The sequence below is a fragment of the Streptomyces tibetensis genome, assembly GCF_040647715.1.
Taxonomy (GTDB): Bacteria; Actinomycetota; Actinomycetes; order Streptomycetales; family Streptomycetaceae; genus Streptomyces; species Streptomyces tibetensis_A.
Genome location: NZ_JBEZCR010000005.1, coordinates 565,323 through 580,038 on the forward strand (window position 1 = coordinate 565,323; position 14,716 = coordinate 580,038).

The window sequence follows — 14,716 nt, forward strand, 5'->3', positions numbered from 1 at the left end:
GCCTCAGGGGTCAGGGGGTCTGCGACCCCGCGGCGTCCTGTGCTTTCGCGGCGGCCACCGCCTTCCAGTCCGGGTGGCCCGGCATCGGCGGGGTCTTCTCGCCGTAGAGCCAGCCCTGGAAGAAGCTGCCCAGGTCGCGCCCGGAGATCTCGGTGGCGAGCCGGACGAAGTCCTCCGTCGCGGCCGTGCCGTCCCGGTGCTGCCCGATCCAGGCGCGCTCCAGGCGTTCGAAGGCCGGGCGGCCGATCTCCTGGCGCAGGGCGTACAGGATGAGCGCCGACCCGTCGTAGACGTTGGGGCGGAAGATGCCGGTCTTACGGCCGGGGTCGGGTGCCTCGGGCGCGGCGGGTGGTCCGCCGGCGGCGCGCCAGCCGTCGGAGGCGCCGTAGGCGGCCTTCATCCGGTCCCGCATCGACTTGCCGCCCCGCTCCTCGGCGTACAGCGCCTCGTACCAGGTGGCGTGCCCCTCGTTGAGCCACAGATCTGACCAGGTGCGAGGGCTGACGCTGTTGCCGAACCACTGGTGGGCCAGCTCATGGACCATGATCGACTCGACGTACCACGAGGGGTGGACCCGGTCGGTGAACAGATCCCGCTCGAAGAGCGAGAGCGTCTGGGTCTCCAGTTCGAAGCCGGTGGAGGTGTCGGCCACGAGCAGACCGTACGTCTCGAAGGGGTAGCGGCCGACCTTGTTCTCCATCCAGGTGATCTGGCCAGGGGTCTTCTCCAGCCAGGGTTCGAGCTCCTTGCGGTGCTCGGTCGGCACGACGTCCCGTACGGGGAGTCCGTGCGGGCCGGTGCGGTGCAGCACCGTGGAGCGGCCGATGGAGACCTGGGCGAGCTCGGTGGCCATGGGGTGCTGGGTGCGGTAGGTCCAGGTCGTCGTCCCGCGCGACTTCTCCGTTCCGGCGGGCAGGCCGTTGGCGACGGCCGTGTGCCCGTCGGGTGCCGTCACCCGGATGGTGAACATCGCCTTGTCGGAGGGGTGGTCGTTGCACGGGAACACCAGGTGCGCGGCGTCGGCCTGGTTGGCCATGGCGAGGCCGTCCGCGGTGCGCACCCAGCCGCCCTCGCGGCCCTTGGCGGGCACGGGATCACTGGTGTGCCGCACGGTGATCCGCATCCACTTGCCGTCCGACACCGCGTTCTCGGGCGTGATCACCAGGTCCTCGCCGGCGGTGTGGAACTCCGCCGGGTCGCCGTCGACCTCGACCGACTGGACCGTGCCGTGGGCGAAGTCAAGGTTGACGCGGTCCAGGTCGGCGGTCGTCCAGGCGTCGATGGTGGTGACGGCCCTCAACGGCTGGCTGTTGCTGCCCGGATAGGTGAAGGAAAGGTCGTACGCCGCCACGTCGTAGCCGGGGTTGCCGAGGTACGGGAAGAGCCGGTCGCCCACACCGAGCGGGACGGCGGGGGTGCTCGCAGCGACGATGCAGACGGAGACGGCCGACGTGAGCAGGGCTGCGGCGGTCCGGCGCCGCCGGGCGGCGGCGGCCTGGTGGGGAGGGGTCAGGAGCATGACCCATGGCTATCAGCGCGTGACCGAACGTCACGGACGGCGCGCTTCCGTCCCACCCGAACCGGGGACCGCGGCATGCGCCGGGTGCCGCCCCCGCGGTTCGGTACGGCCGTACGCGAAGGCCGTCCGCAGCCGGGTCAGAGCTCAGGCCCGCGTCGCGAGACCCCATTGCGGCGTCCCGGTCGGCATTCCCTCGCTCCTGCCGGAAGGCCGTTCACCGGCCCGGGCCGCGTCAGTCACCCTGCGACTGCGACCTGCTGACGTCGTACACCCCGGCCACATCGCGCATCGCGCGCATCAGACCGGGCAGATGGCCGGCGTCGGGGAGCTGCACGGTGTAGGTGTGCCGCACCTGCTGCTGGGTGGGGGGCTCGACGGTCGCCGAGACGATCTCGGCCCCCTCGGAGGCCATGGCCTCGGTGAGATCGGCCAGCAGATGCGGACGGACGAACGATTCGGCGACCAGCGTGACCCGGCATTCGGCGGCCTCTCCCCAGCGCACACCGACCTCCGCACGCCCCCCGTCCTTCATACGCGCTACCGCGGCGCACTCCACACGGTGCACGGTGACCGCTCCCCCGCGTACGGCGAAGCCGGTGATCTCGTCGGGCGGTACGGGCGTACAGCAGCGGGCGAGCCGGACGGTCGCACCGGGCAGGTCGGCGAGGACGTTGCCGGTGCCGGAGCGGTCGGCGGCCTGTTCGGGCGCCGGGCCGGCCTCGGGTACGTCGGCGGGCCGGACGCCTGTCCGGTTCTCCGCGATCCGCGCCTCGCTCTGCTGGGACTCCGCCTGCGCCGGATGGGCGGTCAGCCATCGCTGGATGGCGATCCGGGCCGCGGGGGTGTGCGCGTGCTCCAGCCACTCCCGGGAGGGCTCCGACGCCGGGTCCTGGCCCATGAGGAGCTGAACGGTGTCGCCGTCCTTCAGCACGGTGCTCAGCGTCGCCAGGCGGCCGTTCACCCGGGCCCCGAGACAGGCGTGCGCGTCCTCCCCGTACTGCGCGTACGCGGCGTCCACGCAGGTCGCGCCCTCGGGCAGGCCGAGGGCGCCGCCGTCGGGCCGGAAGACGGTGATCTCGCGGTCCTGGGCAAGGTCCTCGCGCAGGGTCGACCAGAAGTGGTCGGGGTCGGGTGCGGCCTCCTGCCAGTCGAGGAGCCGGGAGAGCCAGCCGGGGCGGGTGGGGTCGACGCGCTCGCCGTCGGCCGGGTCCTCGGGGGCCGGTGCGTACGGGTTGCCGAGGGCGACGACACCCGCCTCGGCGACCTTGTGCATCTGGTGCGTGCGGATGAGGACCTCGACGACCTGGCCGTCCTCGCGCGCCACGGCCGTGTGCAGCGACTGGTAGAGGTTGAACTTCGGTACGGCGATGAAGTCCTTGAACTCCGAGACCACCGGCTTCATACAGGTGTGCAGTTCACCCAGGACGGCGTAGCAGTCGGCGTCCTCGTTGACCAGGACCAGGACGCGGCCGAAGTCGGAGCCGCGGAGCCGGCCGCGTTTGCGGGAGACACGGTGCACCGAGACGAAGTGGCGTGGCCGGATGACGACTTCGGCGGAGATGTCCGCCTCGCGCAGCACCCCCCGCACCTCGTCGGCGACCTCGGCGAGCGGGTCGTCGGCGCGGGCCGCGTTGCGGACGATCAACTCGCGGGTGTGCGCGTACTCCTCGGGGTGCAGGATCGCGAAGACCAGGTCTTCCAGTTCGGTCTTGAGCGCCTGGACGCCGAGCCGTTCGGCGAGCGGGATGAGCACGTCACGTGTCACCTTGGCGATGCGCTCCTGTTTCTCGGGGCGCATGACGCCGAGAGTGCGCATGTTGTGCAGCCGGTCGGCGAGTTTGATCGACATCACGCGGACGTCGTTGCCGGTGGCGACGAGCATCTTGCGGAAGGTCTCGGGCTCGGCGGCGGCGCCGTAGTCGACCTTCTCCAGTTTGGTGACGCCGTCGACGAGGTAGCGGACCTCCTCACCGAACTGGTCGCGGACCTGGTCGAGCGTCACGTCCGTGTCCTCGACGGTGTCGTGCAGCAGCGACGCGGTCAACGTCGTCGTCTCGGCGCCGAGTTCGGCGAGGATCAGGGTCACGGCGAGGGGGTGGGTGATGTACGGCTCGCCGCTCTTGCGCATCTGGCCGCGGTGCGAGGACTCGGCCAGGACGTAGGCGTGACGCAGGGGTTCGAGGTCCGCTTCGGGGTGGTGGGCACGGTGGGCCTCGACGACGTGACTGATGGCGTCGGGCAGCCGGCCCCTGGCGGCGGGGCCGAGCAGGGCCGCGCGGCCCAAACGGCGCAGGTCGATCCGGGGGCGGGCCTTTCTGCGGGTGGCTGTCGGTGTCACCGCTGCTGACACCGCGCCCGGCATCGGGCCTGGGGTCACGGAATTCGTGGCCTCCGCACTCATGGGCACCTCCGGCTGCGTCAACCGGCGGACGGGCGCCCCAGAGCGGACATGGCTCACGGGACGGCTTCGGTCCCCCGTCCGGGCCGGTGCTTGATGCTACCGAGCCCACCACGCCCGACTGACCGCCTCTCGCCGAGCGTGAAACTGATCACCCATTCGAGGGACGAATGTGAGGTTTGTACCCCTGTACCGAACGAACCTCGTGATGCTATTTCTGCCAAGTGGCCGAATTTGCATGCCGTTTTCGCGTCGCCCGGCTGAAGATGAACGAGTACTTCAGGACGACACGCCCCGGCTCACCCGGACGTCGCGGTTTCCAGCCAGTCCGCGTCGATCTCGCCCTCGGCCACGATCACCGCCGGGCCGGTCATCTCGATCTCACCGTCGGGCCGCTCGGTGATCACCAGGGTGCCGCCCGGGACGTCCACGGTGTAGGTCACGGGGGCGCCGGTGGCCCTGGGGTCGGCACCGTCACGGCGGGCGGCGGCCACGGCGACGGCGCACGCGCCCGTGCCGCACGAGCGGGTCTCGCCGGAACCGCGCTCGTGCACCCGCAGCGCCACGTGCCCGGGGCCGCGGTCGATCACGAACTCGACGTTCACACCGTCCGGATACGCGGTCGCCGGGCTGACGGGCGGCGGGGAGAGCAGGTCACCCGCGTGCGCCAGGTCCTCCACGAAGGCGACCGCGTGCGGGTTGCCCATGTTGACGTTGCGCGCGGGCCAGCTGCGCTCGCCGACACTCACCGTGACGTCGCCCTCGGGGAGCACCGCGCGGCCCATGCCGACGGTCACGTCACCGTCCTTGGCGATGTGCACGGTCTTCACGCCCCCGCGTGTGGCGACCGCGAGGTCTCCCTCGGTCACGTGACCGGCGCGCTGGAGGTAGCGCGCGAAGACCCGCACGCCGTTTCCGCACATCTCCGCGATCGAACCGTCGCCGTTGCGGTAGTCCATGAACCACTCCGCCTCGGCCGCCATGCCCGCCGCCTCCGGATGGGCGGCGGAGCGCACCACGTGCAGCAGGCCGTCCCCGCCGATGCCCGCGCGCCGGTCGCACAGGGCTGCGACGGCGGCCGGAGGCAGGTCGACGGCGTTCTCGGGGTCCGGGACGATCACGAAGTCGTTCTCGGTGCCATGGCCCTTGAGGAAGGCGATCCGCGTGCTCATGCCTCGATCGTAAGGGGTGCCCACGACAACGCCCCCGCGTCCCTACGACAGCGTTCGCGCAGGCCGTACGGGGGTCAGCGAGCGCGTACGGGGCCAACGCAGGGCGTACGGGGGTCAGCGAGCGCGTACGGGGCCAACGCAGGGCGTACGGGGGTCAGCGCAGCGCGTACGGGGGCAGCGCGTACGGGGGTCAGCGCAGCCGTGCCACACGCCACACGGCGAGGACCACCACGACGGCCACGACCATGGCGTACGCCGAGGCGACCCGCCAGTCGGGTCTGCGGCCGGAGCCGCGGGCAGGCAGGCCCGGCCAGGTGTAGCCGACGCGGCGGGCGGCCATCATGCCCCACCCGGCCGCGCACGAGCAGATCAGCAGGCCCAGCATGGCGATGACGGCCCCGCTGTCGCCGAAGTCGAAGGCGAGCGGGAACGCGAACATCAGGGAACCGAGTGCCGCGAGACTCACGATGGGCGCCAGCTGCCAGATCCGGAGCCGGCGCTGCGGGCGCAACTCGACCTCGACCTCGTCGGCGAACATCTCGCCGGGCTCGGGACCGTCGTCCGTCACACCCTGCGTCTCGTCGGGCCCGTCGGAGCTGAGGTGCTCCGTCTCCTGCTCCGGTGCGTTCTGCTCCGACGCGTCCCCGCGCTCCGTCTCATCCCGCTCGGCGGTGATGTGATCGGTGCTTCGTGCGGTGTCGCGAGGGCCGGCCTCCATCGCCACGCGCCCTCCCAACTAGGACTCAACTCGGTCGATCGAAGCTCGATGATGGCACGCCGCCGAAGGACCGGATGACGGCCTGGGCGTCCCGATGCCATGACGTGATCAGGCTGTGACCGGTCGTTCGACCAAGGACAGCGCGAGCTGCGGAAGTTCCGTGAGATCGGCCGCCGCCCCACTCAACCAGTGCACCCGCGGGTCGCGCCTGAACCATGAATCCTGCCGGCGCGCGAAGCGCTTGGTGGCACGCACGGTCTCGGCCCGCGCGTCCTCGAGCGTGCACTCCCCGGCGAGCGCCGCGAGCACCTGCTGGTAGCCCAGCGCGCGTGAGGCCGTACGCCCCTCGCGCAACCCCTGCGCCTCGAGCGCGCGCACCTCGTCCACGAGGCCGGCGTCCCACATCCGGTCGACCCGGCGCGCGATGCGCTCGTCGAGTTCGGGGCGGGCCACGTCGACGCCGATCTGGAGGGTGTCGTACACCGAGTCGTGGCCGGGGAGATTGGCCGTGAAGGGCCTGCCGGTGATCTCGATCACCTCGAGGGCGCGGACGACCCGGCGGCCGTTGCTCGGCAGGATCGCCCGGGCCGCCTCGGGGTCGGCGGCGGCCAGACGCGCGTGCAGCGCACCGGAGCCGCGCAGCACGAGTTCCTCCTCCAGGCGGGCGCGGACCTCGGGGTCGGTACCGGGGAACTCCAGGTTGTCGACGGCCCCGCGCACGTACAGCCCGGAACCGCCGACCAGGATCGGCCAGCGCCCCTCGGCGAGCAGCGCCTCGATCCGCTCGCGGGCCAGGCGCTGGTACTCGGCGACGGACGCCGTCACGGTCACGTCCCAGATGTCCAGCAGGTGGTGGGGGACGCCGTCGCGCTCCTCGGGCGTCAGCTTGGCGGTACCGATGTCCATCCCTCGGTAGAGCTGCATGGAGTCGGCGTTGACGACCTCGCCGCCGAGCCGCTGGGCCAGGAAGACGCCCAGATCGGACTTTCCGGCCGCGGTCGGTCCGACGACGGCGATGACGCGGGGGGCGGGGGGTGCGCTGCTCACCGCCCCAGTCTCGCAAACCTCCGACCCTGGTCTCGAACGAGTTACGTGACGCGACGGACGCGGGGTCGTTGCCCGTTGCGAGGTTCCTGCCGCCGGATCACAGAGGCGGTGGCCCGGGCCGCGCAAATGGACGCACCGGGCAACGCGGGATTTCGCCCGCACGAGTAACGTATGGAGTGGATATGGGCGTTTTTGCACGATTTCTCCGGCGGTCGAAGGCCACGGCGGAGACGCCTGCAGCAGCCGAGGCTCAGACCGACACGGCGAAGGCTGCCGGGACCGGGGCGGAGACGGTCGGGGCGCAGACGGCCGAGGCCGCACAGACCGCCGAGGTGAAGGGCGACGACGAAGCCCCGGAGGCCGCGCAGCCGGCTGCCGCGGCCACTCCCGAGGTCACCGAGTCCGAGGGCGTCGACATCCCCAAGCAGCAGTCCAGCGAGAAGGCGGCCGACAACGAGGCCGGCGAGGGCGCCCGTAAGTGACCGCCCCGCGCGAGGGAAGGTGAGCCATGCGTCTCATGGACCACGTGAAAGCCAAGCTGGGCCCGGCCAAGGGCAAGGTCTCCGACCTCGCACAGCGGCATGAGGGCAAGATCCATCACGGTCTCGACAAGGCCGCGCAGGCCGTCGACAAGTCGACCAAGGGCAAGTACAGCGACCGGATCCAGTCGGGCACGGGCCGGGCGAAGGGTGCCATGGGCCGACTCACGCACCATGGCGACGGCGCACCGGAGACGGGCGGCACGACGACGCCCGGCGCGGCCGGCACGACGAAGCCGCCCGGCACAGGCCGGACGGCACCATCACGGAACGCGGCTCCCCCGACGGACGCGGCTCCCCCGACGGACGCGGCTCCCCCGGCGGATGCGGGCGGCACTCCACCTCCGGAGGCACCACCGCCCACGTCCTGAGGTCGCTCCGGCGCCCAGGGCCCAACGCGCGCCGAGCGCACATCAGCACACTGAAGGACACATCGGCGGGCGGCCGCGGAGCACGAGGGCTCCCGGTTGTCCGCCGTTCCCGCGCCGTGTGCCTGCTCGTATCGTTCTGCGGCCCGCTGAGTTCCCGCGCGCTACGACCGTTCCCGCAGCGCTCCACGCTACGACCAGACGGCGACGACGTACCCCACGCCGTACGGCGCGTCCTCGTACAGCAGTGAGCCGCAGAGGTCCGCGCCCTCGGCCGCACCCGCCAGGACCTGCCAGGGAGCCCTGCCGGAGACCTTCAGGTCGTGGGCCAGTCCGGTGTCCAGGGAGGTGAGTGCGGCCAGGTCCGCCGCGCCGAGCGCCCGTGCGAGCTGCGCGTCGAAGGGAGCCGCCCGTTCGTCCAGGTAGCCCGGGGCCTTGAGCGTCCGGCACGCGCTGGCGTCGCCCATCACCAGCAGGGCCACCCGCTCGTCCAGGGCGGCGAGCTCCCTCCCCGAGCGCAGGCACTGCTCGCTCGGGCAGGACTCCCCCACTCCGAATCCCTCGACCGGGGCGTCGGACCATCCGGTCCGCTCCAGCAGCCAGGCGGCCACACCCAGCGAGTACGGCAGCCGTGCTTCCGTGTCCGCGCCCTCGGCCGCTCCCAGCCGCACATCGAGGTCGACGCCGAACCCCCGGAAGGACCCGGCCGTTCCCGCGGGGTAGTTCTGGGGCCCGGCACCGCCGACCGGTCCGACGACCACGAGCCGCCCCGGCCGGGCGGCGGCGAGCGCGTCCAGCGCGTCCGTGCAGGCGGCCCGGGCGGCATCCAGTTCCGGGGCGGCGCCCGCGGCTACCTCGGGAACGAGGAGGGGTGGGCAGGGGCAGACAGCGGCGGCGACAAGCATGATCGGCAGGGTAACTCTCAGGAGCCGCTGTCACCGCACGGGGCGGCAGCGGCCCGGCTCGCTCGCAGCACACCCGCCCGCCCCGCCGGACAAGACGAGTGTGTCAGCGATCAATCTCCATCGCAGTGGCACCCGCCCGCCACGGCCGACAAGGCAGGTGTGGTCGGCGATCCGGCTAGTCGCAGCCGCATCCGCTCGCCACGGTCGGCAGGGGCTCGGGGGCGCCGATCTTCGGCAGGCCCAGCATCACGCCGACGGGCTTGGTCTTCTCGGCCGCGTTCCGCTTCTCCCAGGCGTCGCCCGCGCGCGTGCGCCGCACGTCCAGCACGGACCCCTCGGCGAGGAGGTGGTGCGGGGCGGCGTAGGTGATCTCGACCGTGACGACGTCGCCGGGGCGGACCTCCTGGTCGGGCTTGGTGAAGTGGACCAGGCGGTTGTCGGGGGCGCGGCCGGACAGGCGGTGGGTGGTGTCGTCCTTGCGGCCCTCGCCCTCGGCGACCATCAGCTCCAGCGTGCGGCCGACCTGCTTCTTGTTCTCCTCCCAGGAGATCTCCTCCTGGAGGGCGACGAGCCGCTCGTAGCGCTCTTGGACGACCTTCTTGGGGATCTGGCCGTCCATCTCGGCGGCGGGGGTGCCCGGACGCTTGGAGTACTGGAACGTGAACGCCTGGGCGAAGCGGGCCTCGCGGACCACGTGCAGCGTCTGCTCGAAGTCCTCCTCGGTCTCGCCGGGGAAGCCCACGATGATGTCCGTGCTGATCGCGGCGTGCGGGATGGCGGCGCGGACCTTCTCGATGATCCCCAGGAAGCGATCCTGGCGGTAGGAGCGGCGCATCGCCTTCAGGACCGGGTCGGAGCCGGACTGGAGCGGCATGTGCAGCTGCGGCATCACGTTCGGCGTCTCGGCCATGGCGGCGATGACGTCGTCGGTGAAGTCCCGCGGGTGCGGGGAGGTGAAGCGGACGCGCTCCAGCCCGTCGATCTTCCCGCAGGCGCGCAACAGCTTGCTGAAGGCCTCGCGGTCGCCGATGTCGGAGCCGTAGGCGTTGACGTTCTGCCCGAGCAGCGTGATCTCGGAGACGCCCTCGGCGACCAGGGCCTCGATCTCGGCGAGGATGTCGCCGGGGCGGCGGTCCTTCTCCTTGCCGCGCAGGGCCGGGACGATGCAGAAGGTGCAGGTGTTGTTGCAGCCGACGGAGATGGAGACCCAGGCCGCGTAGGCGCTCTCACGCCGGGTCGGCAGGGTCGAGGGGAACGCCTCCAGCGACTCGGCGATCTCGACCTGCGCCTCGTCCTGCACGCGCGCGCGTTCCAGCAGGACGGGCAGCTTGCCGATGTTGTGCGTACCGAAGACGACGTCCACCCAGGGCGCCCGCTTCACGATGGTGTCGCGGTCCTTCTGCGCCAGGCAGCCGCCGACCGCGATCTGCATGCCGGGGCGGGCCGCCTTCTTCGGGGCGAGGTGGCCGAGGTTGCCGTACAGCTTGTTGTCGGCGTTCTCACGCACGGCGCAGGTGTTGAAGACGACGACGTCCGCCTCGTCGGCGCCCTGGGGCGCGCGGACGTAGCCCGCGTCCTCCAGCAGTCCGGACAATCGCTCGGAGTCGTGGACGTTCATCTGGCATCCGTAGGTCCGGATCTCGTAGGTCTTAGATGATCGAACGTCCACTGCCGGGCTCCGGTCGCTGCTGCTGGTCATGGTTCAAGGGTAGGTGCTTCCCGGACGTCGTCGCCCCCGAGGTGCTGAGCCCTCAGCGTCGCTGTGCGGCCGGTCGGACGTGAGCGTCGGCGGCGCCGTAGCCGCGGTGGCCGCCGCGCACTGGACGATCTCGAAGAAGACCCGGCCCACGGTGGCCGTGCGGCGACGATGTCGTCGGTGGTGAGGGCGATGTGCTGAGCCCGGGAAACACGAGCCCCGCGCTGGGCTCAGGGCTCGATGAGTCCGGCCCTGATCGCGTACCGGGTCAGCTCCAGGCGGTCGCGCATGCCGAGCTTCTGCAGGAGGTTGGCGCGGTGGCGCTCGACGGTCTTGGCGCTGATGAAGAGGAGTTCGCCGATCTCCTTCGAGGTGTGGCCCTCGGCGACCAGCTTGAGGATCTCCTCCTCGCGTTCGGTGATGGCCCGCTCCGGCAGGCCGTCGCCCCGGTGCAGCCGCTCCAGGTAGGAGCGGACGAGGGTCCGTTCGGCACCCGGGTAGATGAACGGCTCGTCGCGCACGGCGGCCCGGCAGGCCTCGACCAGGTCGCGGTCGGCGACGGACTTGAGCACGTAGCCGCTGGCTCCGGCCCTGAGCGCCTCGAAGAAGTACTCCTCGTTGTCGTACATCGTCAGGATCAGGATGTGCAGGCCGGGCATCCGGCGGGAGAGCTCCCGGGCCGCCTGCAGGCCGGTCGTGCGGGGCATGGCGATGTCCAGGACGGCGAGGTCCACCGGGGTTTCCCGGGCCTTGGCGACGGCCTCGGCGCCGTCCCCGGCCTCGGCCACGACCGTGAGGTCGGGCTCGCCGTCCAGGATGAGACGCACACCCCGGCGTACGAGGGTGTGGTCGTCGGCGAGCAGCACACGGATCGGTGTCGTCATCAGCGGGGTCCTTCGGTCACGGGAACGCGCCGTGTCACCGGTACGCGCAGCCGTACGTCGGTGCCCCCGTCCGGCGCCGGTTGCAGGGTCAGGGCGGCACCGATCAGCAGGGCGCGCTCGCGCATGCCCGTGAGGCCGGCGCCCTCGGGGGCGTCGCCGAGGCCTGTGCCGTTGTCGCGTACGAGGAGTTCGACGCCGTCGGTGACCGGCTGGAGGCGGAGTTCGGCGCGGTCGGCGGCGGCGTGCCGGGCAGTGTTGGTCAGGCCCTCCTGGGCGACCCGGTAGACGACGAGTTCCGCCTCCGGGGTCAGGGCGGGGAGTTCACCGGTGACGTGGTGGCGCACGGTCAGCCCGTGGGCCGTGAACTCAGTGGCCAGTGAACGCAGGGCGCTGGCCAGCCCGAGTTCCTCCAGCACACCCGGGCGCAGGCGGCGGGCGATCCGGCGGATCTCGTCCAGGCCGGCCCGGGTCGCCTCCTGCGCCTGCCCCACCTCCTCACGAAGGTCCTCCGGTGCCCGGTCGGCGACGCGCTTGAGCTGGAGGAGGACGGCGGTGAGGGTCTGCCCGACCTCGTCGTGCAGCTCCCGGGCGATCCGGTGCCGTTCGCTCTCCTGCGCGGACAGTGCCCGGGCGGCGCCCGCGGCCCGCTCGGCCTCCAGCCGGTCGAGCATCGTGTTGTAGGTCGTGATCAGCCCGGCCGTCTCCGCCGGCCCCGCGACCACGGGCCGGGAGCCCGGACGCAGCAGGTCCGCGGTGGCCATGGCCCGGTCGAGACGCTGCAGGGGCACCAGGCCGTACCACAGCACGAGCGCGTTGCCGGCGAGCAGCAGCACCAAGCCGCCGAGCAGGACGAGCGCCTCGCCCGGGAGGACGGGGGTGGACACGGTGACCGGGCCGAGCAGCAGCGCCGTGGCCACGACGAGGCCGACGGCGTTGAGCGAGAAGATCCTCCAGAACAACGACACGCCTCTGGGTCCGCTCCTTCCCGACGTCGCGCAGTGCACCGCCCCCTCCACCCTCTCCGGTGACCGGCCGCTGCGTATATCCGTCACGACACCCATGTCGTCACCGTACGGGCCAATGGGAGCATGCGGAGTTGACTCGTCCGAGGATCGGCTCCGTCCATCAGGCCGACAAGTACGACAAGTACGACAAGTACGACAACCAAGATGACCAAGACGCACAAGACGAACAAGGGGAAGCAACGTGTCAGCTCCGCGCCTGAGGGCGACGCCGCTGCCGGGTATCGGGGTCCAGTACGACCTGGAGACCCGGGAACACCGCCATCTGTCGGTGGTGGCGCACCGCGACGGCACGCGCACGGTGAACGTGTACCGGTCCGACGATCCCGACTCGTGCGCGCAGTCGCTGAAGCTGACCAGCTCGGAGGCGGGCTCGCTGATCGACGCGCTCAAGCCGTCCCACCACAGCCCGAGCCTGCTGTACACCACGGACCTCGGGCTGGTCGCCGAGCGGATCGAGGTGGCCGCGACCTCGCGCTGGAACGGGCGGGTGCTCGGTGACATGCGGATGCGGACGGAGACGGGCGCATCGGTGGTGGCCGTGCTGCGCCGGGCCGAGGCCATCCCGTCGCCCGCGCCGGACTTCCGGCTGTCCGGCGGTGACACGCTGATCGTCGTCGGAACCCGCGAGGGCGTCGACGCGGCCGCGACCATACTCGGGCGGGAGTGAGCTTTTGCACTCCGCTGTTCTGCTCATCGAGTTCGGTTCCATCATCCTGGGCCTCGGACTGCTCGGCCGGTTCGCCGCCCGGTTCCAGCTCTCGCCGATCCCCCTTTACCTCCTGGCCGGTCTGGCCTTCGGTGAGGGCGGTCTGCTGCCGCTCGGCGCGAGCGAGGAGTTCATCGCCACGGGCGCGGAGATCGGCGTCATCCTGCTGCTGCTGATGCTGGGTCTGGAGTACACGGCGAGCGATCTGGTCTCCAACCTCAAGACGCACTACCCGTCCGGTCTGGTCGACTGCGCCCTCAACGCGCTGCCCGGGGCGGCCGTGGCGCTGCTGCTCGGCTGGGGGCCGGTGGCCGCGGTCGTACTGGCAGGTGTCACCTGGATCTCGTCGTCCGGCGTGATCGCGAAGGTGCTGGGCGATCTGGGCCGGGTCGGCAACCGGGAGACGCCGGTGATCCTCAGCGTGCTGGTGCTGGAGGATCTGGCGATGGCGGTGTACCTGCCCATCGTCACGGCGTTGGTGGCCGGCGTCGGGCTGATGGCCGGCAGCGTGACCCTGGCGATCGCACTGGGCGCGGCCGGGCTCGTGCTGTTCCTCGCCGTGCGCTACGGCCGGCTCATCTCGCGGTTCGTCTCCAGTGACGACCCGGAGAAGCTGCTGCTGGTCGTGCTGGGTCTGACGATCCTGGTCGCGGGCGTCGCGCAGCAGCTCCAGGTGTCGGCGGCGGTCGGGGCCTTCCTGGTGGGCATCGCGCTGTCGGGTGAGGTCGCGGAGGGCGCACACACCCTGCTGAGCCCTCTGCGTGACCTGTTCGCCGCGGTCTTCTTCGTCTTCTTCGGGCTGCACACCGACCCGTCGAGCATCCCGCCCGTCCTGGTGCCCGCACTCGGGCTGGCCGTCGTCACCGCGCTGACGAAGATCGCCACCGGTTACTGGGCGGCCCGGCGGGCCGGGATCTCCGTCAAGGGCCGCTGGCGGGCGGGGGGCGCGCTGGTGGCACGCGGTGAGTTCTCGATCGTCATCGCGGGTCTCGCGGTCGCGGCCGGGGTCGAACCGTCCCTCGGCCCCCTGGCCACGGCCTATGTGCTGATCCTGGTCGTCCTCGGCCCGCTCACCGCGCGCTACACCGAGCCGCTGGCGACGTGGTGGTCCCGGCGCCGCGAGCCCCGACGCCCGGAGGTGGCACCCCGGCCGGCCGAGGCGGAGGCACCGGTCGCCGACTGAAGGGGCCGGGCCGGGGCGCCGGGGCGTGATTTCTGGAACCAGCCCCAGGTCAGGCGTCCCGCGTGCCGGGCCGGGGCGTCCGGGCGTGGCCCCAAGGCATGCCCGAGGTCAGGCGTCCCCGCCCGGCACCCACCCCTGCTTGCGCAGTACCCCCGGCACGTCCGGTGCCTCGTAGTGCGCGCCCTTGAGGACCTTGCCGTCCTCGCGGCGGGAGACCGAGCCGTCGGGGCCGATCTTCGTCATGTTGGAGCGGTGGATCTCGGCGAGGACCGCGTCGAGGTCGATGCCGTGCACCAGGGCGGTGCCGTAGGCGACGTAGACCACGTCCGCCAGCTCGTGGGCGAGCCGGTCGAGCGGTCCCCGCACCGACACCTCGGCGACCTCCGCCGCCTCCTCCGCAAGGAGTTCGCCCCGGTGGGCCGCCAGCTCCGGTGAGACCTCCGTCGGCGTACTGCGGGCGTCCAGGCCGAAGGCGCGGTGGAATTCACGGACCAGGTCAGCGGGCGAAGAGCTCATGGGGGCGACTGTAGTGGCGGCCACTGACACTCCCCCGCCC

14 protein-coding genes are annotated in these 14,716 nt (G+C 71.8%); 4 read left to right on the forward strand and 10 right to left on the reverse strand.

Annotation, left to right across the window (positions count from 1 at the left end):
• Window positions 1-10: 10 nt before the first annotated feature.
• From AB0B29_RS16875 to miaA, 5 genes are all read right to left on the reverse strand, one after another.
• Complete coding sequence (locus tag AB0B29_RS16875; protein ID WP_362239844.1) at window positions 11-1,519, reverse strand: M1 family metallopeptidase; 1,509 nt, start codon at window positions 1,517-1,519, stop codon at window positions 11-13.
• 232 nt (window positions 1,520-1,751) lie between these two features.
• Window positions 1,752-3,920 carry a RelA/SpoT family protein gene (locus AB0B29_RS16880; RefSeq protein WP_362239847.1) on the reverse strand — a complete coding sequence of 723 codons (2,169 nt, stop codon included), beginning with the start codon at window positions 3,918-3,920 and terminating at the stop codon, window positions 1,752-1,754.
• Between the two features lie 296 nt (window positions 3,921-4,216).
• Window positions 4,217-5,089, reverse strand: a complete 873-nt coding sequence (dapF, locus tag AB0B29_RS16885; RefSeq protein WP_362239850.1) for a diaminopimelate epimerase — start codon at window positions 5,087-5,089, stop codon at window positions 4,217-4,219.
• A 190-nt stretch (window positions 5,090-5,279) separates the two neighbouring features.
• A complete protein-coding gene (locus tag AB0B29_RS16890; RefSeq protein WP_362239991.1) occupies window positions 5,280-5,807 on the reverse strand; it encodes a hypothetical protein in 528 nt (175 codons plus the stop codon).
• A 108-nt stretch (window positions 5,808-5,915) separates the two neighbouring features.
• Complete coding sequence (miaA, locus tag AB0B29_RS16895) at window positions 5,916-6,854, reverse strand: tRNA (adenosine(37)-N6)-dimethylallyltransferase MiaA (protein ID WP_362239853.1); 939 nt, start codon at window positions 6,852-6,854, stop codon at window positions 5,916-5,918.
• 182 nt (window positions 6,855-7,036) lie between these two features.
• On the opposite strand from miaA, the gene AB0B29_RS16900 reads away from it, so the two are divergent.
• Both AB0B29_RS16900 and AB0B29_RS16905 read left to right on the forward strand, forming a co-directional pair.
• Window positions 7,037-7,336, forward strand: coding sequence for a hypothetical protein (locus AB0B29_RS16900; protein ID WP_362239856.1), 300 nt, complete (start codon window positions 7,037-7,039; stop codon window positions 7,334-7,336).
• 26 nt (window positions 7,337-7,362) lie between these two features.
• Window positions 7,363-7,764 (forward strand): antitoxin, encoded by a 402-nt coding sequence (locus AB0B29_RS16905; protein ID WP_436845850.1) that lies wholly within the window; start codon window positions 7,363-7,365, stop codon window positions 7,762-7,764.
• Between the two features lie 188 nt (window positions 7,765-7,952).
• On the opposite strand, the gene AB0B29_RS16910 is transcribed toward AB0B29_RS16905, so the two are convergent.
• The 4 genes from AB0B29_RS16910 to AB0B29_RS16925 all read right to left on the reverse strand — a co-directional run bounded on the left by AB0B29_RS16910 (window position 7,953) and on the right by AB0B29_RS16925 (window position 12,211).
• The gene (locus tag AB0B29_RS16910; protein WP_362239861.1) at window positions 7,953-8,666 is read right to left on the reverse strand and encodes a class III extradiol dioxygenase subunit B-like domain-containing protein; all 714 of its coding nucleotides are present in this window, start codon (window positions 8,664-8,666) and stop codon (window positions 7,953-7,955) included.
• A gap of 175 nt (window positions 8,667-8,841) precedes the next feature.
• Entirely contained in the window at window positions 8,842-10,365 is a 1,524-nt protein-coding gene (gene miaB / locus AB0B29_RS16915; protein ID WP_362239863.1) for a tRNA (N6-isopentenyl adenosine(37)-C2)-methylthiotransferase MiaB, read from the reverse strand.
• Window positions 10,366-10,592: 227 nt separating this feature from the next.
• On the reverse strand, window positions 10,593-11,246 hold the full coding sequence (locus tag AB0B29_RS16920; protein ID WP_362239866.1) for a response regulator transcription factor: 654 nt from the start codon (window positions 11,244-11,246) through the stop codon (window positions 10,593-10,595).
• Window positions 11,246-12,211: a sensor histidine kinase gene (locus AB0B29_RS16925; protein WP_362239869.1), complete on the reverse strand. Its 966-nt coding sequence runs from the start codon at window positions 12,209-12,211 to the stop codon at window positions 11,246-11,248. The genes AB0B29_RS16920 and AB0B29_RS16925 overlap by 1 nt, the downstream gene beginning before the upstream one ends.
• Window positions 12,212-12,452: 241 nt before the next feature.
• Here AB0B29_RS16925 and AB0B29_RS16930 point away from each other — a divergent pair, with 241 nt between their 5' ends.
• Both AB0B29_RS16930 and AB0B29_RS16935 read left to right on the forward strand, forming a co-directional pair.
• Window positions 12,453-12,938 (forward strand): cation:proton antiporter regulatory subunit, encoded by a 486-nt coding sequence (locus AB0B29_RS16930; protein ID WP_053671045.1) that lies wholly within the window; start codon window positions 12,453-12,455, stop codon window positions 12,936-12,938.
• A 4-nt stretch (window positions 12,939-12,942) separates the two neighbouring features.
• Entirely contained in the window at window positions 12,943-14,160 is a 1,218-nt protein-coding gene (locus AB0B29_RS16935; RefSeq protein WP_362239872.1) for a cation:proton antiporter, read from the forward strand.
• Window positions 14,161-14,268: 108 nt separating this feature from the next.
• On the opposite strand, the gene AB0B29_RS16940 is transcribed toward AB0B29_RS16935, so the two are convergent.
• The gene (locus AB0B29_RS16940) at window positions 14,269-14,676 is read right to left on the reverse strand and encodes a MazG nucleotide pyrophosphohydrolase domain-containing protein (RefSeq protein ID WP_362239875.1); all 408 of its coding nucleotides are present in this window, start codon (window positions 14,674-14,676) and stop codon (window positions 14,269-14,271) included.
• Between the last annotated feature and the right edge of the window lie 40 nt (window positions 14,677-14,716).

Coding starts and splice junctions, on each gene's coding strand:
- AB0B29_RS16875 (WP_362239844.1), bottom strand. CDS start 1,519: ATGCTCCTGACCCCTCCCCACCAGGCCGCCGCCGCCCGGCGGCGCCGG.
- AB0B29_RS16880 (WP_362239847.1), bottom strand. CDS start 3,920: ATGAGTGCGGAGGCCACGAATTCCGTGACCCCAGGCCCGATGCCGGGC.
- dapF (WP_362239850.1), bottom strand. CDS start 5,089: ATGAGCACGCGGATCGCCTTCCTCAAGGGCCATGGCACCGAGAACGAC.
- AB0B29_RS16890 (WP_362239991.1), bottom strand. CDS start 5,807: ATGGAGGCCGGCCCTCGCGACACCGCACGAAGCACCGATCACATCACC.
- AB0B29_RS16900 (WP_362239856.1), top strand. CDS start 7,037: ATGGGCGTTTTTGCACGATTTCTCCGGCGGTCGAAGGCCACGGCGGAG.
- AB0B29_RS16905 (WP_436845850.1), top strand. CDS start 7,363: ATGCGTCTCATGGACCACGTGAAAGCCAAGCTGGGCCCGGCCAAGGGC.
- AB0B29_RS16910 (WP_362239861.1), bottom strand. CDS start 8,666: ATGCTTGTCGCCGCCGCTGTCTGCCCCTGCCCACCCCTCCTCGTTCCC.
- miaB (WP_362239863.1), bottom strand. CDS start 10,365: ATGACCAGCAGCAGCGACCGGAGCCCGGCAGTGGACGTTCGATCATCT.
- AB0B29_RS16920 (WP_362239866.1), bottom strand. CDS start 11,246: ATGACGACACCGATCCGTGTGCTGCTCGCCGACGACCACACCCTCGTA.
- AB0B29_RS16940 (WP_362239875.1), bottom strand. CDS start 14,676: ATGAGCTCTTCGCCCGCTGACCTGGTCCGTGAATTCCACCGCGCCTTC.